The 22,022-nt window shown below is 56.3% G+C and carries 22 protein-coding genes; 8 read left to right on the top strand and 14 right to left on the bottom strand.

The window, feature by feature from the left end; all coding sequences use genetic code 11:
- Nucleotides 1-65 precede the first annotated feature (65 nt).
- The 5 genes from JJB07_RS11155 (at nt 66) to JJB07_RS11135 (ending at nt 4,090) form a co-directional block, all read left to right on the top strand.
- Nucleotides 66-644, top strand: coding sequence for a DUF502 domain-containing protein (locus tag JJB07_RS11155; RefSeq protein ID WP_201634980.1), 579 nt, complete (start codon nt 66-68; stop codon nt 642-644).
- On the top strand, nt 641-2,065 hold the full coding sequence (locus tag JJB07_RS11150) for a Na+/H+ antiporter NhaC family protein (protein WP_201634978.1): 1,425 nt from the start codon (nt 641-643) through the stop codon (nt 2,063-2,065). The genes JJB07_RS11155 and JJB07_RS11150 overlap by 4 nt, the downstream gene beginning before the upstream one ends.
- A 70-nt stretch (nt 2,066-2,135) precedes the next feature.
- Nucleotides 2,136-2,594: a Fur family transcriptional regulator gene (locus JJB07_RS11145; protein ID WP_201634976.1), complete on the top strand. Its 459-nt coding sequence runs from the start codon at nt 2,136-2,138 to the stop codon at nt 2,592-2,594.
- A 127-nt stretch (nt 2,595-2,721) separates the two neighbouring features.
- A complete protein-coding gene (locus tag JJB07_RS11140) occupies nt 2,722-3,153 on the top strand; it encodes a Fur family transcriptional regulator (RefSeq protein WP_201634974.1) in 432 nt (143 codons plus the stop codon).
- A 55-nt stretch (nt 3,154-3,208) separates the two neighbouring features.
- Nucleotides 3,209-4,090 carry a DMT family transporter gene (locus tag JJB07_RS11135; protein WP_201634972.1) on the top strand — a complete coding sequence of 294 codons (882 nt, stop codon included), beginning with the start codon at nt 3,209-3,211 and terminating at the stop codon, nt 4,088-4,090.
- A 166-nt stretch (nt 4,091-4,256) separates the two neighbouring features.
- Here the strand turns inward: JJB07_RS11135 and JJB07_RS11130 are convergent, their stop codons facing one another.
- Entirely contained in the window at nt 4,257-6,440 is a 2,184-nt protein-coding gene (locus JJB07_RS11130; RefSeq protein ID WP_201634970.1) for a cell division protein FtsA, read from the bottom strand.
- A 12-nt stretch (nt 6,441-6,452) separates the two neighbouring features.
- Nucleotides 6,453-7,658 (bottom strand): threonine ammonia-lyase, encoded by a 1,206-nt coding sequence (ilvA, locus tag JJB07_RS11125; RefSeq protein WP_201634968.1) that lies wholly within the window; start codon nt 7,656-7,658, stop codon nt 6,453-6,455.
- 183 nt (nt 7,659-7,841) lie between these two features.
- Here ilvA and hisC point away from each other — a divergent pair, with 183 nt between their 5' ends.
- The gene (gene hisC / locus JJB07_RS11120) at nt 7,842-8,963 is read left to right on the top strand and encodes a histidinol-phosphate transaminase (protein ID WP_236588014.1); all 1,122 of its coding nucleotides are present in this window, start codon (nt 7,842-7,844) and stop codon (nt 8,961-8,963) included.
- A gap of 52 nt (nt 8,964-9,015) precedes the next feature.
- Nucleotides 9,016-10,107, top strand: coding sequence for a bifunctional 3-deoxy-7-phosphoheptulonate synthase/chorismate mutase (locus JJB07_RS11115; RefSeq protein WP_201634964.1), 1,092 nt, complete (start codon nt 9,016-9,018; stop codon nt 10,105-10,107).
- 61 nt (nt 10,108-10,168) lie between these two features.
- Here the strand turns inward: JJB07_RS11115 and JJB07_RS11110 are convergent, their stop codons facing one another.
- The 10 genes from JJB07_RS11110 to JJB07_RS11065 form a co-directional block, all read right to left on the bottom strand.
- On the bottom strand, nt 10,169-10,810 hold the full coding sequence (locus tag JJB07_RS11110; protein WP_201634962.1) for a YcnI family protein: 642 nt from the start codon (nt 10,808-10,810) through the stop codon (nt 10,169-10,171).
- Complete coding sequence (locus JJB07_RS11105) at nt 10,810-12,402, bottom strand: copper resistance CopC/CopD family protein (protein WP_201634960.1); 1,593 nt, start codon at nt 12,400-12,402, stop codon at nt 10,810-10,812. The genes JJB07_RS11110 and JJB07_RS11105 overlap by 1 nt, the downstream gene beginning before the upstream one ends.
- A gap of 146 nt (nt 12,403-12,548) precedes the next feature.
- On the bottom strand, nt 12,549-13,199 hold the full coding sequence (locus JJB07_RS11100) for a response regulator (RefSeq protein WP_201634958.1): 651 nt from the start codon (nt 13,197-13,199) through the stop codon (nt 12,549-12,551).
- Nucleotides 13,196-14,017: a sensor histidine kinase gene (locus tag JJB07_RS11095; RefSeq protein WP_201634956.1), complete on the bottom strand. Its 822-nt coding sequence runs from the start codon at nt 14,015-14,017 to the stop codon at nt 13,196-13,198. The genes JJB07_RS11100 and JJB07_RS11095 overlap by 4 nt, the downstream gene beginning before the upstream one ends.
- A 47-nt stretch (nt 14,018-14,064) precedes the next feature.
- Complete coding sequence (locus tag JJB07_RS11090) at nt 14,065-15,138, bottom strand: HD-GYP domain-containing protein (protein WP_201634954.1); 1,074 nt, start codon at nt 15,136-15,138, stop codon at nt 14,065-14,067.
- 135 nt (nt 15,139-15,273) lie between these two features.
- Complete coding sequence (locus tag JJB07_RS11085) at nt 15,274-15,759, bottom strand: DUF1269 domain-containing protein (RefSeq protein ID WP_201634952.1); 486 nt, start codon at nt 15,757-15,759, stop codon at nt 15,274-15,276.
- Between the two features lie 24 nt (nt 15,760-15,783).
- On the bottom strand, nt 15,784-16,275 hold the full coding sequence (locus JJB07_RS11080; protein ID WP_201634950.1) for a c-type cytochrome: 492 nt from the start codon (nt 16,273-16,275) through the stop codon (nt 15,784-15,786).
- A 26-nt stretch (nt 16,276-16,301) separates the two neighbouring features.
- Complete coding sequence (gene ccoS, locus JJB07_RS11075) at nt 16,302-16,442, bottom strand: cbb3-type cytochrome oxidase assembly protein CcoS (protein WP_201634948.1); 141 nt, start codon at nt 16,440-16,442, stop codon at nt 16,302-16,304.
- A gap of 12 nt (nt 16,443-16,454) precedes the next feature.
- Entirely contained in the window at nt 16,455-16,958 is a 504-nt protein-coding gene (locus JJB07_RS11070) for a cbb3-type cytochrome c oxidase subunit II (protein WP_201634946.1), read from the bottom strand.
- Between the two features lie 34 nt (nt 16,959-16,992).
- The gene (locus JJB07_RS11065) at nt 16,993-18,417 is read right to left on the bottom strand and encodes a cbb3-type cytochrome c oxidase subunit I (RefSeq protein ID WP_201634944.1); all 1,425 of its coding nucleotides are present in this window, start codon (nt 18,415-18,417) and stop codon (nt 16,993-16,995) included.
- A gap of 135 nt (nt 18,418-18,552) precedes the next feature.
- Between JJB07_RS11065 and JJB07_RS11060 the strand changes: the two genes are divergently transcribed.
- Nucleotides 18,553-19,398 (top strand): L,D-transpeptidase family protein, encoded by an 846-nt coding sequence (locus JJB07_RS11060; protein WP_201634942.1) that lies wholly within the window; start codon nt 18,553-18,555, stop codon nt 19,396-19,398.
- A gap of 50 nt (nt 19,399-19,448) precedes the next feature.
- On the opposite strand, the gene JJB07_RS11055 is transcribed toward JJB07_RS11060, so the two are convergent.
- Both JJB07_RS11055 and JJB07_RS11050 read right to left on the bottom strand, forming a co-directional pair.
- The gene (locus tag JJB07_RS11055; RefSeq protein ID WP_201634940.1) at nt 19,449-20,750 is read right to left on the bottom strand and encodes an HD-GYP domain-containing protein; all 1,302 of its coding nucleotides are present in this window, start codon (nt 20,748-20,750) and stop codon (nt 19,449-19,451) included.
- Nucleotides 20,751-20,843: 93 nt separating this feature from the next.
- Nucleotides 20,844-22,019, bottom strand: a complete 1,176-nt coding sequence (locus tag JJB07_RS11050) for an acetoin utilization protein AcuC (protein ID WP_201634938.1) — start codon at nt 22,017-22,019, stop codon at nt 20,844-20,846.
- Between the last annotated feature and the right edge of the window lie 3 nt (nt 22,020-22,022).

Below are 22,022 nucleotides of genomic sequence, written 5' to 3'. Positions count from 1 at the left end.
GTCTCCGTCTAGTTTACTCGATATTGGGAGAACGGTAAACTGGAAGAAAAGGAGGAGGTCTGTACGTGGTCAAAAAGTTAGTGAAGTTTTTTGTCAATGGCATCTTGACGATTGTGCCGATCGGGCTGGTCATCTATGTCGTCGTGCAGGTGTTCCAGTTCTTGGACGGCTTGCTTGGAAAAACGTTGCGCAAGGAGATCGGCGACGGGTTGTATGTGCCGGGATTCGGGATCTTGGTGACGATTGTGTTGATTACGTTCGTCGGATGGTTGGCAACATACTGGTTCTCGGCTCGCTTGATCGAATGGTTGGAGCGGCAGGTGCAGAAGATTCCGTTTGTGAAGTCGCTGTATTCAATCATTAAAGAAACGATCGGTTCGATTTTCGGTGAGAAAAAGTCGTTCTCCAAAGTTGCGTTGGTCACGATGCCCAACAACCCGATGAAAATGCTCGGCTTCGTGACGGTGGAGAACTTGGATGCGTTGGGCGACCCGTTGCATGATCACATCGCCATCTATGTGCCGCAGACGTTCCAAGTGGCCGGGGTGACGTTCTTGATTCCCAAAGAGCATGTGCAACTGCTCGACATCACGCCGGAAGAAGCGATGCGCTTCATCCTCTCCGGTGGGGTTTCAGGCTCATGATCGAGGGAAAAGGCACAGGAGGGAAGCCCATTCCGGTTTGGGTGGCTGTTGTTCCATTTGTCGCGTCGATTGTCGGGCTATTGAGTGTGATTTTTTTGCTTGATTGGCCGTTGTATTATGGGTTGGTGTTTGGATGGGCCGTAGCGGTAGGAATCGCGTTGGCGTATGGACGGGGACCCGCTCTGCTAGTACGTGGAAGTTACTCGGGGGCGAGAAATACATTTTTCGTCATCGGAATTCTGTTGCTGATTGCGGGCGTGATCTCGGCTTGGTTTCTGTCGGGTACGGTGCCCGCGCTCATTCATTACGGATTGAAGCTCGTCCAGCCGTCCTATCTCGTCGTCACGGCCTTTCTCTTGGCGGCGGGCACCTCGATGGTGCTCGGCACGTCGGTCGGGACGCTGTCAACGATGGGGACGGCGATTGCCGGCATGGGAGCAGTCTACGGGCTTGACCCTGCGCTGGTCGGCGGGGCATTGATCTCCGGTGCGATGGTAGGCGACCGCACGTCGCCCGTTTCGGGGTCGTTCCACCTCGTTGCCAACATGACGGGAACTCGCGCTGAAGACAATTACAAACCGATGTGGCAGACGGGATTGCCTGTGCTCTTGCTTTGCCTCGTCCTGTACGGTTGGCTTGGCTACGGACATGCAGCGAACAGCGCTCAAGGAACTGACGCGCTGAATTCTCCCATGCTTCGGACGATTCAAGAGAATTTCCAACTTCCTTGGTATGTGATGCTCCCGCCGTTGCTCGTCTTGGTGCTTGCCGCCTTGCGGGTGCCGATCTTGCGCAATTTAAGCGTGGGCATCTTGTTCGGAGCGGTCCTCGCCGTATTCGTCCAAGGCGAGCCACTCGCCGAAGTTCTGCGCGCCGTTTGGTTTGGCTATGATCTGCATGCCGTTCTGCACGGCGGCGGAATTTGGCCGATGTTCCATCAAGTGCTGTTAATTCTCTCGGCAGGAGCTTTAAACGGCGTGTTGGAAGAGAGCGGCATGATGAGCACGCTCCTCGACGGTCTCTTGAAAAAAATCAACAACACGCAGAGTCTCATCTTCACAACGGTGCTCGTCTCGATCACGATGGCGGCTGTCGCTTGTAACCAAGCCCTTTCCATCATCGTGCCCGGTCGCACCCTGCGGCCGACGTACGACCGGCTCGGCGCCTCCCCAAAACTGCTTGTTCGTTCGCTCGCCGATTCCGGTGTCGTGGTCTCGCCGCTGATTCCGTGGAACTTGCACGCCATCCTCACGTCGACTGCCATCGGAATCGCGACGACGACGTTGTTGCCGTATGCATTTTTCTTGTGGATCTTGCCTATTTTAACGATTTTCCTCTCATTTCGACATAAAAATAAAAGAAATTCAGATAAACGCGACAAATTATTACAATACTCAATTGACAACGACCCTTCTAGTTAGTAAAATTTAAGACAAATGAAGCGAAAGATTTTGTTAGTCTGTTTTGTTTCAATGGGGAGGGGGAGTTACAATGATGCAGCAAAAAAGGTCGTACAGTCAATCGTTAGCAGATCTAAAAGCCCGAGGTATTCGTTTGACTCCGCAACGTCAAGTGATCTTGCAGTTCTTGAAAGAGACGGACGAGCATCCGACAGCTGAACAAGTGTATCAGAAAATTGGGGAACAGTTCCCGGGGATCTCGCTGGCAACCGTGTACAACACCCTGAACATGCTGAAGGAACTCGGCGTCATCCGTGAGATGTCTTATGGGGACATGTCCAGCCGCTATGATGGCAATGACACCGAACATGCGCACCTCGTGTGCCAATCCTGCAACCATGTAATCGACATCATGTGCCCGCCGCAAGAGATGTTGGCAACGCCTGACATTGCGCAACACAGTTTCAAAGTGCATTCGTACCGTTTGGAATACTACGGTGCATGCCCGGCTTGCCAAACGGCACAGTCTATCAAATCGGACGCTTCCTGAGAATCGACACCATGAGAGAGCAAGGGCTTCAACGTCGCATGCGGCGTTGGGGCCTTTTTTTCACCTCTAAAAGATTTGACAGGCAAGAATAAGAATCAGTACAATTGTTGACAGGAGGTGAATTCTCATGCAAAGAAGTTCGTTTACACAGACCCTCGCGGACCTCAAGGAGCGCGGTGTCCGACTCACTCCGCAGCGACAGATGATCTTGAAGTTCCTCAAGGAAACGCATGAGCATCCGACCGCCGAGGAGATTTACAAGCAGGTTTGTCAGGAGTTCTCCGGCATCTCCATGGCGACCGTTTACAATACGTTGCATCGTTTGAAGGAACTGGGCGCGATCAAGGAATTGTCCTATGGGGACATGTCCAGCCGCTATGACGGCAACGACACGGAGCACGCTCATGTCGTCTGCGAATCGTGTGGGGAAGTGATCGACATCGCCCTGCCGGAACTGCCGACGAAAACGGACGAGACCGAAGCGCTTGGCTATGAAGTGACGTCCTTGCGATTGGAATACTACGGACTCTGCTCCGGTTGCCGACATCAAGTTTCGTAAGCAAGACGCCCAGTGGAGACCACGGGCGTTTTTTTGTACAGAAGAGAGAGGGAGGATGGCTGTGGGCTATGTGTTTGTGATTGCGGCGATGTTGATCTGGGGAAGTGTCGGAATCTTTGGACGCTGGGCGCATCAGGACGCGACGGTGATCGTGTTTTTCCGGGTCTTGTCGGCGTTTGTGGTACTGACTTTGTATCAGATGGTGCGCGGGAACATGCGCCGCGCTTGGACGGAGACTCGGGGCCGGCGGGGCTGGGTGATGTTCGGCGGGGTGGTGTTGGCTTTGAATTGGATTTTCTTTTTCACGGCGGTTCAGTTGACGTCGGTGGCCAATGCGGTGTTGTCCTACTACCTTGCGCCGGTGATCGTGACGCTACTTACCCCGCTTCTGCTTCAGGAACGCTTGGAGCGCCGCACGTTGTTCGCCGTGGGGCTTGCGTTCCTCGGAACGATTGTGATGAACCCGCTGAGCGATGTCTCCGGGCATGACTTGCTGGGGATCGGGGCGGGCATCACGGCAGCGGTGTTCTACGCGCTGGTCACCATCGCCGGGAAAAAAGTCAGCGGCGTCGAAGCGACGACGCTGACGCACTGGCAGACCGGCGTTGCAGTGGTGGTGTTGACGCCGTATGTGCTCTGGCAGGGGCTTCCCGTGCCAAGTTCTGCATCGCTGCTGGTCATGTGTGCGATTGGGGTCATCCACACTGCGCTGGCGTTGACGCTGTACTTCCTCGGTCTGCGTCGGGTGAAGGTGCAGCATGTCGGGGTACTGGGGTATCTGGACCCTGTGAGCGCGATTTTGTTTGCGTTCCTGTTCTTGGGTGAAATTCCGGGATTGACCACGTGGATTGGGGGTACGCTGATATTGGTGAGCAGTTACCTGATCTTGCGTGTGAAGGAGGCAGGAAGTGCCCTTGGAGAACAAGCCCAAGCGTAGGATGCGTGTACGGGACAAAGTGATCATCTTCACTGTGTTTGCAGTCGGTCTGGCCGGAGCCGGGTTCGAGCTGTTTCTGAATTCGAAAGTGGATGCTTGGAATGTCCGAAACGAACAAATACAAAAGTAAGACCCGACCGCCTGAGCGATCGGGTCTTTTTTATGATTATTTCCATTCCATCGTCACGATCGCGCCCGGCGGGAGCGGGGTCGTGAAGGCGGCAGGTTGATGATTGACGGTCAGTACGAGCTCCATGCAGTGCGGCGGGCGTTCCTTTTCAATTGCAATGTAGCGGAAGAGGTCGCTCAGCACCGGCTGCCAGTTGCTCTCCAACGGGTTTGCGTTGTACGGAGCCGTTGCGAAATGCAGGAAGTCGCCGTCCAGCACGAGGTCGTCCAAGAGGCACTTCTCGCCGTTGCGGTAGATCGGCGGGCGCGGGCCTTCGATGGTGTACGGAACGCCGTTGCAGATCACGTTCACCGACAGGAGCGGATGCAGCGACTCGTCGTAGAAGTAGCGTACTTGGTAGACGGGCGGCTGCAGTTCGTCGTAGTCGATCACATCGTCGCTGTGAATCGGCGTGTCGAGGTAGGCCGTCTCTTCGTTGAGCAACAAGCGGTACTTGTCATAGGGCAGATAGACCGTGTGCCCATCCACAGTGACGGTCAACTGCGGCGGGTTGGCGAGTACCTCGCCTATTTCCTCGGGAAGGTCGAGCAAGGTAAGCACGTCTCGCATAACCTGCGGGGAAGTAGAAGTAATTCGCGCGCGATCGACAAGCGGTGTCTCGGGTGCAACCGATTGCCCGTTCATGAAGATCAGCGGAGGTAGCGAAAAACGCTTCGCACCGCGGTAGACGACGAGCGGCGGATGGGGGTCGAGCACGTCGGAGACGGTGCCGCTGGCATCGACGCCGGACGTGCCTCCGATGACTTCCAACTCATCGCCGTGTTGGACGGTGTCGTCGAGCTTCGCCGGTTGGCCGTTGAGCAACAGTTCTGCCGGCGTGCCGTGTGTGCCGCGCAAGACTTTCATCTTGCCGTTGACTTCAATCGTCAACGCAAGCCCCGGACGTCCGTGCAGTTTGCGAATGTCCACATCGGCGGCGAGCAAGCAGTCACCGACGGTGATCTGACGGAATTCAAACAGTCGATGCTGCAAGCCGTTGACGCGCACGGCGACCGAAGAGACAGGCGTCAAGATCGCGGCGAGCGCGATGCCGACCGGGGTAACCGCTTGCGGACCTTGCAGGGAATCGTGTTGAGCGGCGAGTTGTTGAATCGCGTCTGTGCCTCGGATGACGACCCGTTCCTTCGGCAAGCCCAGTTCTGCGGCGAGCAGGGCCGGCAACATCGGAGTCTGCGAGCCGCCGCCGATCAGCATAACCGCTTGGGGACCGCGTTGGTTGAGGTTCTTGATCTCACGCCCGATCATTTGGGCGAGATGGGTGACTTCTTCAAAAATCGACTCTGTGATCTCACGAGCCGGCACTTCGTACGGCATTCCCAGCACGTCGGTGTAGGTGACGATTTCGTGAGCCAGCAGTTTGCGTTTGACTTCTTCGGCAACGGGGAAGTCGAGCAGGTATTTCTGCGAGAGCGCTTCGGTGATCTCGTCTCCTGCGACCGGCACCATGCCATAGGCGGTGACGGTGCCCTCGGCGGTGAGCGCGATGTCGGACGTGCCGGCGCCGATGTCGACGAGCGCAAGGTTGAGTTTGCGCATCGTGGGCGGAATCAGCGCGTTGATCGCCGCAATCGGCTCCAGCGTCAGAGCGGCCATTTCTAAACCTGCACGTTCCAAGGCAATTTGCAACGAGTCGATGACGACCCGGGGCAAGAACGTCGCGATGATCTCGACGGACGCTTGAAGGCCCCATTGATCGACCAAAGACCCGATCTGCGAATCGTCGAGCAAGTAGTGGATGACGGTGTAGCCGACGCAATGGTAACGGGCGGCGTCCGGTGTGATGTCTTGCAATTGTTTCTCCGCCTGTTGGACGGCGGTCAATTCCAACGCCATGACGTCTTCCTTGGTCAAGCGTTGGTTGTTCACCAGTTCACGGTCAACGCGGGTGCGCACCGTTTTCAAGGCGCGGCCGGCGGCGGCCACCGCGACTTTTTTCAGAGGGCCGACTTTTTCTTCTAAGCGTTCCTTGACACGGCGGATGATCTCGGCGACTTCAACGACGTCGTGAATCTGCCCGTCGAGCATCGCGCGCGTGGTGTGTTCTTGAACTTCGGTCGCCACGACTTGGAGCTTGCCATCCTGCAGGTGGTCCGCCACGAGGCCGACGACGGAACGCGTGCCGATGTCGAGGGCGAAGATCAGGTCTTGCGGTTGACTCAAAGTCACCAACTCCTATCTCGTCAAAACGGAGAAGCCCGCAGTTTGCAGGCGCTCCAAAATGCGCTCTTGGTGCGCGTGGTCGCGCGTCTCAACGTCCACTTCAATCTCAGCTTCGCCAAGCATGACGCGGGAGCCCATACGATGGTGTTGGATGCCGATGATGTTCGCTCGCTCGTCGCCGAAGATGCGCAGAACTTCTTGCAGCACGCCCGGCTTGTCCGAAACGGTTGTGTTGATGCGCAGATAACGGCCTGATTCGACCAGGCCGCGCTCGATGATGCGGGAGAGGAAGTTGACGTCGACGTTCCCGCCGGAGAGCAGGACGCAGACTTTTTTGTTTTTCACAGGCAGTTTATCGTAGAGGACGGCGGCGAGGCCGGTTGCTCCCGCCCCTTCGACGACCATCTTGTTCCGTTCAAGCGCCATCAGCATGGCGCGGGCGATCTCGTCTTCGTCGACGGTGACGATGTGGTCGACAAAGTCGCGGGTGACTTGGTAGGTCAAGTCGCCCGGCGTGCGCACACAGATCCCGTCCGCAATCGTCGCCGCTTGCTCAAGCGTTACGATCTGTTGCTTGTCGAGCGATTCCTTCATACAAGCGGCACCGCTTGCTTCGACGCCGACGATCATCACGTCGGGCTTCATCAATTTGGCTGCCATTGCGACACCGGCGACCAGACCGCCGCCGCCGACCGGAGTGACGATGACGTCGACGTCCGGAAGTTGTTCGAGAATTTCCAACGCGATGGTGCCCTGGCCCGCCATGACCGCACGGTCGTTGAAGGCGTGGACGAAGGTCATGCCGCGCTCTTGTTGAATTTCAAGCGCCTTGGCGTAGGCTTCGTCGTAGTTTTTGCCGTAGAGGATGACTTGTGCGCCATAGCCGGAGGTCGCTTCGACTTTGGTCAGCGGTGCGGCTTCCGGCATGACGATGATGCAAGGAATGCCTGCATGCGCGGCCCCCATGGCGACGCCTTGGGCATGGTTGCCTGCAGACGCGGCGATGACGCCGCGTTTTTTCTCGTCTTCGGAGAGCGAGGCGATTTTGTGAAAAGCTCCGCGGATTTTGAAGGAGCCGGTTTTTTGCAGGTTTTCAAGCTTCAGATAAATTTCGTTGTGGGAAAGGGAACTGAACGTCTTCGAGTAGTCGAGAGGCGTGCAGTGGATAACTTGTTGGAGATTATGTCGGGCTTCCAGGAAGTCTTGTACGGTCAGCAAAAATGAGCCACCCTTTCTTTTATTACCATTGTCAATTATTTTAAATTATGCTACTATTCTTGTTAATTGCAGAAGAAGCAGCGTAAAAGGTCTTGCCTTTCTTTATCGCTGTAAAGTAGGATAGTGGTAGGCATATATCTGTATTCTACCATGACTATCAGGTGTTCGGGAGGAGTTGTCCTTATGACCCATGAAATTTTGAACAACGTCCGCAAGAACTTGCAGGCGATCACTCCGTACAGCCCCGGCAAACCGATCTCCGATGTGAAGCGGGAATACGGTTTGAAGGACGTAATTAAACTTGCGTCCAATGAAAACCCGGTAGGGCCTTCCAAAAAGGCCCAAGAGGCGATTCTCACGGCTCTGGGGAGTTTGCATCGCTATCCGGACGGCGGTGCGGTTGATCTCAAAGCAGCTCTGGCGGCAAAGTATAGCATTCCGACGGGACAGATCCTCGTCGGCAACGGGTCGGACGAATGCATCAAGATGATCTCGGAAACGTTTTTGAACCCGGGCGACGAAGTCGTGGTGCCGAGTCCGTCTTTCTCCCAATATTGGTTCGGTACACAAGTGATGGCGGGAACGTCGGTGCAAGTTCCGCTTCTTGACGGGTTCCAATACGACCTCGACGCGATGTTGGCGGCGGTGACGGACAAGACCAAGCTGCTCTATCTCTGCTCGCCAAACAACCCGACCGGTACGTACATTCGCAAGGACGAGTTGCGACACTTCCTCGACCAAGTTCCGAGTCACGTGCTTGTCATCCTCGACGAAGCGTACATTGAATACGCAACCGCCGACGATGTCGCATCAGGAATTGATTTCCTGAAGGAAGGGTACAATGTGCTTGTCATGCGCACATTCTCGAAAATGTATGCGCTGGCGGCGCTTCGGATCGGGTATGTTTTCTGTCGGGAAGAGATTGCGACCGAGATCAACCGCGTGCGTGAACCGTTTAACGTCAACACGTTGGCTCAAGTGGCGGCGGTGGCTGCTCTGGGCGATGAAGAGCATGTGGAGACGTCCCGTGCGCTGAATTCTTCCGGATATGAGCAGTTGACGAAGGGTTTAGAAGCTCTTGGGTTCTCGCATATCCCGACGCAGGCAAACTTTTTGATTTTCGACACCAAGTTGAACGACAAAGAGCTGTTCCAGTTGTTGTTGGAAAAAGGGATCATCGCCCGCAGCGGTACGGCGCTTGGCGCACCGGGGTATCTGCGTGTGACGATCGGATCGTCGGAGGAGAACCAACTCTTCCTGAATGCGTTGGAATTGGTGGTTTCTAAACTTCGACAAAAGGTGTAAACTCTAGAGATATTCATTTTTTTGGTTTCGTATGAGGAGAGGAGAGTTGAGCATGAGCAAAGAGAGATTTGAAGAGCTGCGCCGCCAACTGGATGCGGTGAACCAGGACATTCTGGAGGTATTGAACCGTCGAGCTGAGCTGGTACAGGAGATTGGTCAACTGAAATCGGGGAAAGGAACCGAGCGTTTCGACCCGATCCGCGAGAAGGAAATGTTGGATAAACTCGTGGCTTCGAACGAAGGTCCGTTCCCGAGCGATACGATTCGCCATCTGTTCAAGCAGATCTTCCAAGCATCGCTTGGCCTGCAAGAAGAGGAGAAAAAATCGCTTCTCATCTCCCGCAAAAACCAATCGGCCGACACGGTCGTTACATTCGGAAACGTATCGATTGGCGGCAACAACCAACCGCTGATCATCTCCGGTCCGTGCTCCGTGGAGACGGTCGATCAGATGAACGCAGTCGGTGCTCACCTGCAAACCGAAGGCATTCGCTTGCTGCGCGGCGGTGCTTACAAGCCGCGTACCTCCCCGTATGACTTCCAAGGTCTCGGCGTCGAGGGTCTGAAGATCCTCAGCGAGACGGCGAAGAAGTACGGCATGACCTGTGTTTCGGAGATCGTTCGTCCGGAAGACATCGAGATGTCTTGCGAGTACCTCGACGTGATCCAGATCGGCGCACGCAACATGCAGAACTTCGAACTGTTGAAGGAAGCCGGTTCCGTCAAGAAACCGATCCTGCTCAAGCGCGGACTCTCCGCAACCATCGAGGAATTGCTCTACGCGGCCGAATACATTGCATCTCGCGGCAACAGCCAGATCATCCTCTGCGAGCGCGGCATTCGTACCTACGAGAAAGCCACGCGCAACACGCTGGACATCTCGGCGGTGCCGATCCTCAAGCAGGAATCCCATCTCCCGGTCATCGTCGACATCGCGCACTCGACCGGGCGCAAAGATATCATGTTCCCGATTGCCAAAGCCGCACTGGCGGTTGGTGCAGACGGCTTGATCATCGAAACCCACAACGAACCGGCAGTTGCGCTGTCGGATGCGAAGCAACAACTCGACCTCAACCAATTCAGTACTCTGCTCAAGCAACTGCGTGAGAGCGGGTACCTCAAAGATACCGTAGAAGCAAAGTAAATCCACGGTGATGAAAAAAGAGCCCTGCGACCTCCCGAGAGGTTGCAGGGCTTTTTTTTACTTAGGCGCGTTTGCGGAAGAGGGAGATCAGGGCGAGCAGGAGTGCGGCGCCGGAGAGGATGTAAGGGACGGTGTTGCTGGTTGTTGAGGTGGTGTCAGACGTTTGGGTGGAGTTGTCTGCAGCCGGAGTTGCCGGGGTGGTCGTTTTTTCGTCATCGTGATTGCCGGTCTCCGTGCCGCTTGCCGCTTTGATCGTGGTCACAGAGGCAGGTGTCTTGGAGCCCTCTTCGCCGGTCCATTCGACGACGGAGTTGTCTGCGTAGGTTTGGTAGGCTTTCCACGCCAGTTTGCCGCTTCCGACTTCCTTCGGGTTGGCCCCGATGAAGTTGAACTCGGCGAACTCGCCTTTTTTGAGCCCGCCGGCAGTGGCTGTCCACGTGATCGCTTTGTTCGTGCCGTCCGGGTTCGTCTCGTAGGCATAGTCCCAACCTGCCATCGGTTGCACGGTGGAGACTTTGACGCCGGTCGGGAACTCGACACGAACTTTCGTGGTGTTGAGGTCCTTCTCGACCGGCACTCGGACGGTGTATTTTTCATAAGCGCCCGTCGTGGTTTCTTTCGGCCAGACGGTGACGTGAGCGGACGCGGCGGTTGTCCAAGTCAAAGCGGCGGTGAGCAGCAGGGCGGTGGTGAGTTTTTTCATTAGAGTTGTCCTCCTTGGGGGATTAGCACTTCATCCGACCACGAAATTCGTTTGTCATCAGGGTATACGGCTGTAATCGTAAACTTCCAGTGTCCGGACATCACGAACGGCACGGGGATGTCGTAATGGGTAGCGTCTTTCTTTACAGGTTTCAGGTCGAGGTCGCCCATCTCCATGTCCATCATCTTGAGCGTGGCTTTCACTTCCTGCGGTGCTTGCGGCAGAGTGACGGAGAGGGTTTGCTCGCCCAAGACTAACTTCGGAATTCGAACCTCTGCTTGCATCTGTTGGGCTTGCAGGGTTTCACGATAGGGGTGAACCGGAGACGGATACGGCATCTGGCTGAGGAAGACCGCCACTTGGATCACGAGGATGCCGACGAGCCATTCCGTTCGCAACAGATCGAAGTTCAACTTGCGGTCGCTGTCTCGCCAGCGCATCGTCTGAAACCAAGCCAGCACCAGCATGATGACGAGGAAGCCGACTTTCAGCCAGAGGAGATTGCCCCACATCCCGCCTTTGAACAGCAGAACGGAGAACCAATCGGTCTGCACTTCTGTCATCGCAATCCCTGTGATCGTCGTCAGAATCGCAGCGACAGCCATTGTGCGGACAAAGAACGGACGGAATTTCGTTCGGTCGAGCGTTTCTTCTGTCAGTTGCTCATGGCGCAAGGTCAAGCCGAGATAGCTGAGTCCGCCAAGCCAGAGTGCGATGACGAGCAAATGCAACACGCGCAGAGACAACCCCAGCCATTCCGGCGTAATGCCTCGTGCATGACCGCCAAACGCGAAGTTGGCGACAAGCAAAGCCCCGATCAGCGGATACCAGACGCTCTGCATACCGCGCAGGGCGAACAAGAGCAACAACACTGCTTGAAGGAGAAGCATCGTCGCAAACGGGCTTTCGAACACGATGTTCCAATGACCTTGCAAAAGCGCGGCGTTCATCCCGCCGCCGGGCAATCCGGCTGAATAGACGAACCATTCGCCAATCGTCAGCAGGAACAGCAGACCCCACATCAGCGTTCGAACTTTAGAAGTGAGCAGAGCGTCCACCGAAGGCAGTTGGAAACGGCGAGCCACAAACGCCAGTCCATAGAAACCGGCTGCCAGCAACACAATCCCCTCCACCGCATAGCGCAGGACGATCAGCAGAATCTCGAAGCCGTGCTGGAAAAGTTGCGAGGCTTTCGTCGGGCCGACGATGTCTGCGGAGCGGGTGCCGATCGAGAACGAAATCGACCCGTTGACGGGGTGTCCGTCCTCCGAGATCACGCTCCAAGCCACAGTGTACGTGCCCTGTTCCAATTGTGGAAGCGGCGATTGCATCTCGGTTGGCTTGCCGGAAGTTACATGCGGCTTCTCCAGCGAAAGTTGCTTGCCGTTCCAATCGTAAAGCTTCAAGCCAATCAAGTCGGGCTCCAACGGTTCGTTGAATTCAAGAGTCACCCGTTCCGGCGAAGTGGCGACGACTCCGCCGTTAAAAGGGCTGGTTTTGATCAGGTTGGCGTGTGCGAACACAGGTTGAGCTTGCCATGCGAACAGGAAGAGCAGGATAAGGGCAAAACCAAAGGGTCGTAGTTTTTTCATGTGTCACTCCTTCTCGGTCTCCCGAACGTTATTCATCATACCCTTTGGAGGGTGCTAGGTAGAATGGCTCACCCGGGCTATCTTTTATAAATAGTATGTACGAAAAAAGACACTTTTCGGATGACCGAAGCGTGTCTTTTTTCAAATCACTCGGTTTTGAGACCGTGTCGGACGGCGTAGGCGGCGAGTTGAACACGGTTTTGCAAGTGAAGCTTGTCGAGGACGTTTTTCATGTGGTTCTTGACGGTGTTCTCGGCGATGACCAGTTTCTCGGCGATCTGCTTGTTGGTGGCGCCGACTGCGACGTGCGCGAGGATCTCTCGTTCGCGCGGGGTCAGCACGTCGGGCAAGACATCGCCGGAGATTTCGCCGCCGCTTTGAAAGCGGGTGAGGATGCGGCCCGCCATCTCGCGGGGAATCTCGGCGTCTTCGTCGAGGAGGGCGTGCAAGTAGGTCAGCCAGTCGTCAGGTTCGAGGTTTTTCAACAGATACCCTTGTGCGCCGAACTGGATGGCGGTGAACAAGTCGGCGACGTTGTCGGACACGCTCAAGATGACGAGTTTGATCTCAGGGCGAGACTTTTTGATGAGTCGTGTCGCTTCCAATCCGTCGACGTGCGGCATGTTGATGTCCATCAACACGAGGTCGGGTTTCAGTTCTTCGCACAGCGAGACCGCTTCCCGCCCGTCTCGCGCTTCCGCTATGATCTGAAAGGAATCATCGTCCTCCAAAAGCGAGCGAATGGCTTCCCGAGCCAAGGGGTGGTCGTCGGCGACCAGAACTTTGTATGGGGTCATGCTTTCGTGCCTCCTGCTCGTGCCGTCAGTTTCAGTTCCGTGCCGCCGTCTGCAAGGTTTGTGAGTTGGAAGTCGGCGTGGAGTTTCTCGGCCCGCTCGGTGATCATCCGCAGGCCGTACTTTTTCGGATCGGGGTGCGCGGTGATCTCTTCGTCGATCCCGCTGCCGTTGTCGGCGATGGTGAACTGCCATCGACCGTTCTCTTGCCAGGTGAACTTGCTGAAAGCAAGGGAGGCACGGGCGTGCTTGCGGATGTTGTTGAACGCTTCTTGCACGATGCCGAAGATCTGCACTTCCTGCGCGGCGTTAAAAAAATGCTCCGGCGGCGTCTGAAAGTCGTGCTGCACCTCGATCCCGGTCAGAGCGCTCCACTGGCTCAGCCATTTTTCCAAACGGCAGGTCAGGGTGTCGCCCTCCTCCGGCAAGTCGCGCAAGTTGAAGATTGCCTGCCGCACGTGGTTGTCGATGGCGGCAACGGCTGTGCGCGCCTCTTCGACGCGGCCCATTTTCAGCTTCACGTTCAAGAAAAAAAGCGTCTGCGCGATCCCGTCATGCAACTCACGGGCCATCCGCTCACGCTCTTCATAAACGGCGCGCCGGGCTTCCTCCTCCGAGAGTCGGGTGTTGATCCGCCGCATCGTGCGAAACACCCAGGTTGCATAGAAAAAGGAAAGCACCAGCACCAAAAACGTAATCACATAATTCCCCTGCGCCATCGACAAGTACGGGAGCAGGTAGGCATGGCGTATGTATTCCATGCCGCCGACCAACAACGTGGGAAACAGCACGGAGAACCACTGCAGTCTCGAATAGGTCATAAGGGGGTGGGTCGTCCTCTCGCGTTTTTCTTCTCAGTATACAACCCTCAACGAGCGGTTTCCAGCGGGAGGTATTCGGACTCTTGATGTTCGAAGAAGATGGCGAGGATGGTATCGTAGCACTTCACAAAGCAATCGACGACGAGCGGGTCATAGTACAAGCCTTTGAGCGAGAGAATCTCGTCGTACGCAACTTGCGGCGGGTAGGCGATGCGGTAGGAGCGGGTGGTGGTCATCGCGTCGAACGTATCGGCCACGGCGAGGATGCGGGCGTAGAGCGGGATGTGTTCTCCGATGCGGCCCTCGGGATAGCCGGTGCCGTTCATGCGTTCGTGGTGGTAGAGCACACCTTCGAGGATCGGGCCGTCGACGTCAAAGCGGCGCAACAGATTGGCTCCGTCCACGGGGTGCCGTTTGATCACGTCGTACTCTTCATCGGTCAAACGCCCGGGCTTGAGCAGAACGGCGTCGGGCGTGGAGATCTTGCCGATGTCATGCAAATCGCCCGCCATGCGCAGTAATTCGATATCGATGCCCGGCACGAGCTTGCCGATCTCCACCGCATAGCGAGACACGCGTCGGGAGTGGCCTTGCGTATAAGAATCGCGAGCCTCGATGGCATGAGAGAACACTTCGACTCGCTCTTGAAACTTGGCGACTTCCGAAGCGTTGCGAACCATGATCTGGGAGACGAATCCCAGCAGGGTGGAGTAGCAGGCGAAAATACTAAAAAAGATCACGTGCTGTTGCAAAGGATTGTCCCATGAGCAGAGCAAGTAGCCGATCGAGACCAAAATCTGTCCCCCATAGAAGTATCGCCGATTTGGATAGAGCAGGGTGTAGAGAGCGGGGAAAAACAGAACGGTTGTACCGATCTGGTTGATGGAGATAACCGCATAAAAGCCCAGGGTTACCAGCATCTGGCTCCCAAACAGTATGGGAATCCCCGCTTGTGGAAAGCGTTTTGGTAGAGTCAGCATGAGCAGTAGCAAAACTCCGACGCTGCATTCGATCGTCCAGAAGAAGGGGAAGTCTTGATAGAATGCCTGATAAAGTCCGGTAATCGTGATCGTAAGCGTCAACATGAGGCACCAAATTTTATAGATGCGGGCAAAACTCATGTTTGTGTGCCTCCTTCTTACATTGTATTAAATGGGTATGAGTGAATAGTTCAACATTTTTTACGGAAAATCCTTCTGAAACCCAGCAAAAAATCCCCTTGTCGGCAAGGGGATTTTTTCGTCTGCGTAGAGATGTCAGCGGGTGAGCACGGCGTCGGCACCGTAGTCGTGAAACAATTGCTCAACCACGCGTTGGTTGTCGTCCTGAACTTCAGCACTGAGCAACAAGTTGCCGCGTTCGACGGCGTCGTGGAAGTACCGAGCGTTTGGCGGCGAGATGCCGAGGTCGATCAGGGCGCCTAGCGCACCGCCGCTCCAAGAGCCATAGGCGGCACCGGCCAACGGACCCAACGTGATCAGCAAGTTGCCTGCGGTCGGGTACAACGCGGTTGCCATCGCAGCTCCGATACCAAGCACGCCGCCGATTGCCGCTCCGATGAGCGTCCCGTCGACGATGTTATCCGTTTCCTGTTGCTTCGTGGCATAGTCGGGCAGTTGGTCCGACTTGGTAACGACGGAGATGCGGTCTTGCGGGACATACGGGCTGAGGGCGGTAATGAGAGCGCGGGCCGCTTCGGTGGTCTCGAACACGCCGAAGACGTGTCGGGCTTGTGCGGACATGAGAGCTCACCTCCTTGGGTTCAGCTATTTTTTCAGCGATGTGAGGTAGAGTTTCAAGGATTGAATCTGGTTGTCGTTCAAGTTCAAGCTGGGCGGAGCGGGCATGCCCTTGTCCGGGCGGCCGTTGTGCAGAACGTTTTCGAGTTCTTTGTCACCGAGGCGTTGTTGGACGCCGAGCAACCCCGGGCCGATCTTGCGTTCTGCCGTTGGATTGTGGCAACCTGCGCATGTGGTGGAGAATACTTCTGCCCCCGCTTCCGCCGTGGGGGCAGCGCTGGGCGATGCTTCTGTGCGGTCGTTGATCGGACTTGCGGCCAGCGCGTAGTACAAACCCCAAGCTGCCAGTCCTACGTAGACGAACTTGAGAAACTTCGGGACCTTGCCGTGGGCGACCTTGATATCGGAGACGACCGTGTAATGCCCGTCGTCCCGATGGTTTTCCACTTCTTCCTCTGACATGAATTTCTGTGAGAGGTCGGTCGGGGCGGGGGTTTTCGGATCGCGTGGGTCCGCCATGCGTGGCTCCTCCTTTCTGCTGTTGCTTATTCGTCTTGGAGCATGCGGTATTTGATGCCTTCGGTGTCGTCAAACTGACCCGTTTTCCACGACCACCAGACGACCAGCGCGCTTGCGCCGGTCATGCAGCAGCAAACGATGATGAGCATCCATGCGGCTGGGTTCATGTTGAGTTCCTCCTATTTCTTTTGAGGTGCCGGTTTCAGGGAGAGCAGGTAGGCGACGAGGTCGTTGCGGTCTTGTTCCGACAGGTAGTTGTATTTGGGCATGATCGACGCCGGACCGGCGATTTTTTGCGGATTTTTCAAGTGCTCATGTTGCCAATCGGCGCTGTAGCGGGAGCCGACCCACATCAGGTCGGGCCCGGTCCGCTGGGTCATCGTGATGACCGGCTTGTCGTAGTAGTAATCGCCCGGGACGGTGACAGGGCCGAGTTTGGAGTCGGCGCGCACGGGGCGGACTTGTTGCGAATGACACCAGATGCAGCCTTCGCGTATGTAGACGTGTCGTCCGCGCGCTTCCGCCGAGTCGGTCGGGTAGTTGCGCAATTTGGCGGTGTCGGTCGGGGTGACTACCGAAGAGTCAAAGTAAGGGAGCCACACGGTGCCCAAGACCCCGAGCAACACCAAGAGGCCCGCGCCGACCAACAGTATCCCTGGGTTTTTCTCTGCTTCGTTCGCCATGTTGCTTCACCTCTTTTTTTACAAAATAGTTGGATCAGCGAGAGACGAGGATGGGGTCGTCCGCCGAGACGATTTGTCCGGCTTTGACCGAGCGCCATACGTTCCACGCGAAGGCGATTTGTCCGAGGAACATCATGGAACCGCCGACAGCGCGGGAGATTAGGAAGATGTGCAGGGATTCCAACACTTGCAAGAAACCGGCGCCGAGTTGCTTGCCGTCCATCCATTCAAAACCTTGGATGATCCCGGCCGTCCACATCGCAAAGCCGAAAATCAGGAAGCCGATGACCGACAGCCAGTAGTGCCAGTTCATCAGAGCACGCGAATAGATGTGGCGGTAGGTCAGGCGTGGCAACATGTAGTAGACCGCGGAAAAAGCGACCATCGAGAATCCGCCGAACAGCGGCATGTGTGCGTGTCCGACCGTCCAGTACGTGAAGTGCAAGATGGCGTGCGGGCCCATCAGCGCTTGGAACGGTCCTTGGATGCAGGCGAGACCGTAGAACAGCGCCCCTGTGATCAGGAATTTCAAGGCGAGATTCTGCGAGACTTTGTACCAGACGCCTTTCATCGTCCCGATGATGTTGGCGAGCACCGACCATACGGGGATGAGGAGCAGCAGGGACGGGATGATTCCGGCTTTCATCAGCCAGACCGGAATCGGGCCGTTGATCAGATGGTGAGGGCCGTTCCACGAATAGAACGCCACGATCATCCAGAAGCCGATCAGGGAGAGCTTGTGCGAGTAGATCGGGCGTTGCACAAGTTTTGGCAGGAGGTAGTAGATCGTACCGACCCCGACGACGGTGAACCAGAGGCCGATGATGTTGTGCAGGTAGAAGTAGTAATAACCCATCTGGATGGAGCCTGGACCGACCCATCCCGCCGGAATGTTGCCGATGATGTAGACGATGGCGAGGTTGAGGAGCGATCCCAGCCAGTACCACATCGAGACGTACAGGACGCGCTCTTGGCGGTAGCGGGCCGTTTGGAACAGGTTCCAGAACGTCAACACAACGCAGATGACAACCCCAATATCAAAGATCAGAGGCAATTCCGCGTACTCGACACCGGTTTGGTAGCCGGCAAGCAGGGCGAGCGCACCGCCGATGTAGACGATGTTCCAGAAAACAGCGGTGAAGATGCCGAGCTTCTCGCTCCACAGCGCTCTCTTGCACAGCGCCGGGACTCCATAGTACAAAACGCCAAAATACACAGTCGTCAGCCACCCGATCAACGCCGTGTTGGTATGGGTGGGACGCAGACGACCGTACGTGAAATACTCCTGCCAAAACCGGGAGGACGTCAGAAATTCCGGATTGACCGCTTTCAGCGCAACGATCAATCCGAGAATCATGCTCGCCAACAGGTAGAAGATGGAGGTGTAAAAATAGATCTTGACCGTCGTCGAGCCCTTGGGGGTCTGGGCAGGAACGCCTTGGACGGCACTTTGAGCCATGGGGGAATCTCCTTTCACATGCAAGTCTGCCGAGAACTGGTGCTGTTTTTAGATGTTCCCTGCGCATGTCAAAGGTATTCAGGACATAGTGTTGTAGGGATGGTGCACAATCGGCATCGTGAGGAGGATTCGGAGATGATCTACGCGTCGCGTTTTTTGCGGCTGGTCAGCCCCTATCTGCGCGGCCCGGACGTGGCGTCGTTGCAAGAGCGGATGCTTGAGCTCGGGCTTGCGTCAGACCCGCCGGACGGGGTGTTCGGTCCGGGAACGGCGGCGGCCGTACGGAGGTTTCAAGAGTTGCAAGGGCTGCAACAGGACGGAGTGGTCGGCCCTGAAACATGGACCGCACTGGGGGCTTCAGAAGCGGTGAGCTTGCTCGTTGCCGCCAGCGGTGAGCATCGTTTGCACGTGGACACGGAGCGATGTGTCCTCTATGTATACAAGTCGGGGCATCTGGTCAAAACGTTCAGCGTCGGCGTCGGCTCAACGCTTACGTCCACACCGCTGGGCGATTGGAAGATCACGCAAAAAGCGATCAACCCCGGAGGACCGTTCGGCACGCGTTGGATGCGTCTGAACATTCCGTTTGGCGGCTACGGCATCCACGGGACAGACAATCCACATTCGATTGGCAAAGGGGTCTCGCACGGTTGCATCCGCATGCAGAACAAAGACGTGGAGGAACTCTATGATTTGATTCCACTTGGCACATTGGTCAAAGTGTCGGGCAAAGCCTTCACGTCTCGCATCTTGCGTTTAGGAGTTTCCTATGGCACGGACGTGATCGATGTCCAGCGAATCTTGCAAACGCTCGGTTACTACAAAGGCGATCTCGATGGGGTGTACGGCCCGGTGACGGCGGCGGCGGTGCGCTCGTTTCAAGCTGACAAAGACCTCGTCGTGGACGGAATCATCGGATCAAGTACGGTGGAGGCGCTGGTCTCGAACATGGACGAAGCGATGGGCGGACGAAATCCGTAAAAAAAAAGCACCTGCACGCCTTGGGGCGTACAGGTGCTCTTTTTGCTAGATTAGGAAGCGGGTTGGTCGAGTGCCGAAGAGACTTCGCGCATCACATCCGATTCGGCGGTGAATTGGCGGCGTTCGAGAACGCGCACGAAGGCATCGACGGCCGGTGCCCAGAACTGAGTCTCGCGTCCGGAGAGCAGGATGCGGGTTGCCTGTTCCTGCGACATCGCGTTGCGGTAGGCGCGGTTTGAGGTCATCGCGTCATAGGCGTCGGCGACGGCGGTGATCTTGGCGTAGAGCGGAATTTGCTCATCGACCAGACCTTGCGGATAGCCCTTGCCATCCGGGCGCTCATGGTGAGACAGCACGATCTCCAGCATCCGTTCGCGTCGGTCTTCGTCGAGCAATTCAGAGGTGGTGTAGACGCGGCGGAGCAGTTCTTCGCCGATCACAGGGTGCTGCTTCATGATGTCATACTCTTCTGCCGTGAGACGGTCCGGCTTGTTCAGGACATGATCGGGGATGCCGATCTTGCCGATGTCATGCAGAAGCCCGCCGAGGTGGATGACCTTCAAGTCGTCGTCAGTCAGCCCGAGTTCGCCGGCGATCTCAACGGCGTACTGGGCAACCCGCTCGCTGTGGCCGGCGGTGTAGGGGTCGCGCTTCTCAAGCGAAGAAGCGAAGGCGAGCAACACTTGCTGGTTGGCGACGGTCATCCGGGCGTTGAGGTCTTGCAACTTGCGGACTTGCATCTCGACCGTTCGGTCTTGCTTGATCCCGACGGTGCGCCAGTAATAGAGGCCGATGATGGAGACGACGATGACCGTTTGGGCGCAGATGCGAAGCCAAGGCGTGTCCTCTACGACATCAGCGTAGGCGGTTGCAATCACGTAGAGCGTCAAATAGATGGAGTCCATCAACGTGAACTTTAGCAAGGCGCGCTTCCAACCGCCGGTACGCAGAGAAATCTGGAACAGGAGGCTGGAAACAAACAGCGTGACCAACTGGGTCGTAAGCACCGTCGCAAACATCATCACAAACAACGCCAAGGGTTTCTGGGCCGGCAACCAGCGTTCGAAGGAACTCAGAACGAGTTGCACCGTGATCGCTTGTGAGAAGACAAGCAGCAAGTTCAACGGTTTATAAGGCCACTTGTAACGCAGGCGCTGGAACGAATAGACCGCGATGTAGCATGCGGCGGTGAAGGCGAGCATCACCGAGCCGCCCACCCACATCGAAGCGGCGAACAGCAAGACGTGCCCGTCTTCGCGGAACCGGCTCTGGTTTCCGACCGGAATCACGAAATATTGTTGATGTGCAAAGACAGATAAGATAGCGAAGGTAAAAAAGGACAAGTACATCATGATGTTGAGCTCCCCCTCAGGAGTCCGATTCAAGGTTCAAGGAATGGAATTCGCCGTAAGCGTTATAATTCCTTCACTCCACTACACTCTTATTCAAAAAAGAAAGGGGGTGCCATTTAATGCCCGGCGAACGGTGATCTCGTTTTTTTCCGTAATCTCGGTGCGGCGCGGGATGGGAGCGAACAGATCGACCGGATCGAGGAAGGTGGTGGGCAACTCAAACGGAGCTTGAACCTGCCAACGTTCCAACCAGTCGGTCGGGACTTTCTCCGGCAGTTCGGCGTCCAGGATCTCGGCCCAGAGCATCGTCCAAGCGCGCGGCACGACGCGCCAGATGTCGTATCCGCCGCCGCCGACTCCAACCCACCGACCTTCGCAAAGTTCATGGGCCAATTGGTGCGTGAGCTTGGGCATGTCGCGGTAGATGCGCGTAGTTGCGGCGAGATGGGTCAGCGGATCAAAGCGGTGTGCGTCACAGCCGTTTTGGTGCAGAATCAAGTCGGGTTGGAAAGCGTTGAGCACCGGGACGAGCACGTCCCGAACGGCTTGCATCCAAGAGTCGTCCTCGGTGAATGCTTCCAAGGGAACGTTCAGCGAATATCCATAGCCACGGCCTTCACCGCGTTCGGTCAGTTCCCCGGTGCCGGGGTAGAGGTACTTGCCTGTTTCGTGAAAGGAGATCGTCAACACATTCGGGTCTTCGTAGAACAGCCATTGCACGCCGTCGCCGTGGTGCGCGTCTGTATCGATGTAGACGACGCGGGCGTCGTATTTCTCTCGTACATGCGCGATGGCGACGGCGATATCATTGTAGACACAGAATCCGGACGCTTGAGCGCGGTGGGCATGATGCAGGCCGCCCGCCATGTTCAGAGCGTGTTGGTATTGTCCTGACATGACCAATTCTGCCGCCAACTTGGTTCCGCCGCAGATGAGACTGGAAGCGTCGTGCATGCCGGGGAAAATCGGTGTGTCTTCCGTTCCGAGTCCCCACGCGGCGAAATGGTCGGGGTCGGCCGTCGGGAGCGAAGCGCGTTTGACAGCATCGAGATAGCGAGAGTCGTGAACGCGCAACAGGTCTTCATCGGTCGCCGGAGCCGGTTGGAACAGATGCTGCTCCTCCAAGAGCCCGAGTTGTTTGATCAATTCGAGGGTCATGACCAGACGCTTCGGGTTGAAGGGATGGTCTTCTGCAAATTTGTACCGTGTGAAGTCTTCGGAGAAGACAAAGGCGCTTTTTCCCGTCGGGGTTTCGATACCTTGGGACATGGG

This window comes from Tumebacillus amylolyticus (genome assembly GCF_016722965.1).
Taxonomy (GTDB): Bacteria; Bacillota; Bacilli; order Tumebacillales; family Tumebacillaceae; genus Tumebacillus; species Tumebacillus amylolyticus.
Note: the sequence above shows the minus strand (reverse complement) of the source record. Positions and strands in the feature narration are given on the sequence as shown.

Excerpts from the sequence above, each read along its gene's own strand:
- JJB07_RS11150 (WP_201634978.1), top strand. The coding sequence starts at position 641 with ATGATCGAGGGAAAAGGCACAGGAGGGAAGCCCATTCCGGTTTGGGTG.
- JJB07_RS11145 (WP_201634976.1), top strand. The coding sequence starts at position 2,136 with ATGATGCAGCAAAAAAGGTCGTACAGTCAATCGTTAGCAGATCTAAAA.
- JJB07_RS11140 (WP_201634974.1), top strand. The coding sequence starts at position 2,722 with ATGCAAAGAAGTTCGTTTACACAGACCCTCGCGGACCTCAAGGAGCGC.
- JJB07_RS11135 (WP_201634972.1), top strand. The coding sequence starts at position 3,209 with ATGGCTGTGGGCTATGTGTTTGTGATTGCGGCGATGTTGATCTGGGGA.
- hisC (WP_236588014.1), top strand. The coding sequence starts at position 7,842 with ATGACCCATGAAATTTTGAACAACGTCCGCAAGAACTTGCAGGCGATC.
- JJB07_RS11115 (WP_201634964.1), top strand. The coding sequence starts at position 9,016 with ATGAGCAAAGAGAGATTTGAAGAGCTGCGCCGCCAACTGGATGCGGTG.
- JJB07_RS11110 (WP_201634962.1), bottom strand. The coding sequence starts at position 10,810 with ATGAAAAAACTCACCACCGCCCTGCTGCTCACCGCCGCTTTGACTTGG.
- JJB07_RS11105 (WP_201634960.1), bottom strand. The coding sequence starts at position 12,402 with ATGAAAAAACTACGACCCTTTGGTTTTGCCCTTATCCTGCTCTTCCTG.
- JJB07_RS11100 (WP_201634958.1), bottom strand. The coding sequence starts at position 13,199 with ATGACCCCATACAAAGTTCTGGTCGCCGACGACCACCCCTTGGCTCGG.
- JJB07_RS11095 (WP_201634956.1), bottom strand. The coding sequence starts at position 14,017 with ATGACCTATTCGAGACTGCAGTGGTTCTCCGTGCTGTTTCCCACGTTG.
- JJB07_RS11090 (WP_201634954.1), bottom strand. The coding sequence starts at position 15,138 with ATGAGTTTTGCCCGCATCTATAAAATTTGGTGCCTCATGTTGACGCTT.
- JJB07_RS11085 (WP_201634952.1), bottom strand. The coding sequence starts at position 15,759 with ATGTCCGCACAAGCCCGACACGTCTTCGGCGTGTTCGAGACCACCGAA.
- JJB07_RS11080 (WP_201634950.1), bottom strand. The coding sequence starts at position 16,275 with ATGGCGGACCCACGCGATCCGAAAACCCCCGCCCCGACCGACCTCTCA.
- ccoS (WP_201634948.1), bottom strand. The coding sequence starts at position 16,442 with ATGAACCCAGCCGCATGGATGCTCATCATCGTTTGCTGCTGCATGACC.
- JJB07_RS11070 (WP_201634946.1), bottom strand. The coding sequence starts at position 16,958 with ATGGCGAACGAAGCAGAGAAAAACCCAGGGATACTGTTGGTCGGCGCG.
- JJB07_RS11065 (WP_201634944.1), bottom strand. The coding sequence starts at position 18,417 with ATGGCTCAAAGTGCCGTCCAAGGCGTTCCTGCCCAGACCCCCAAGGGC.
- JJB07_RS11060 (WP_201634942.1), top strand. The coding sequence starts at position 18,553 with ATGATCTACGCGTCGCGTTTTTTGCGGCTGGTCAGCCCCTATCTGCGC.
- JJB07_RS11055 (WP_201634940.1), bottom strand. The coding sequence starts at position 20,750 with ATGATGTACTTGTCCTTTTTTACCTTCGCTATCTTATCTGTCTTTGCA.
- JJB07_RS11050 (WP_201634938.1), bottom strand. The coding sequence starts at position 22,019 with ATGTCCCAAGGTATCGAAACCCCGACGGGAAAAAGCGCCTTTGTCTTC.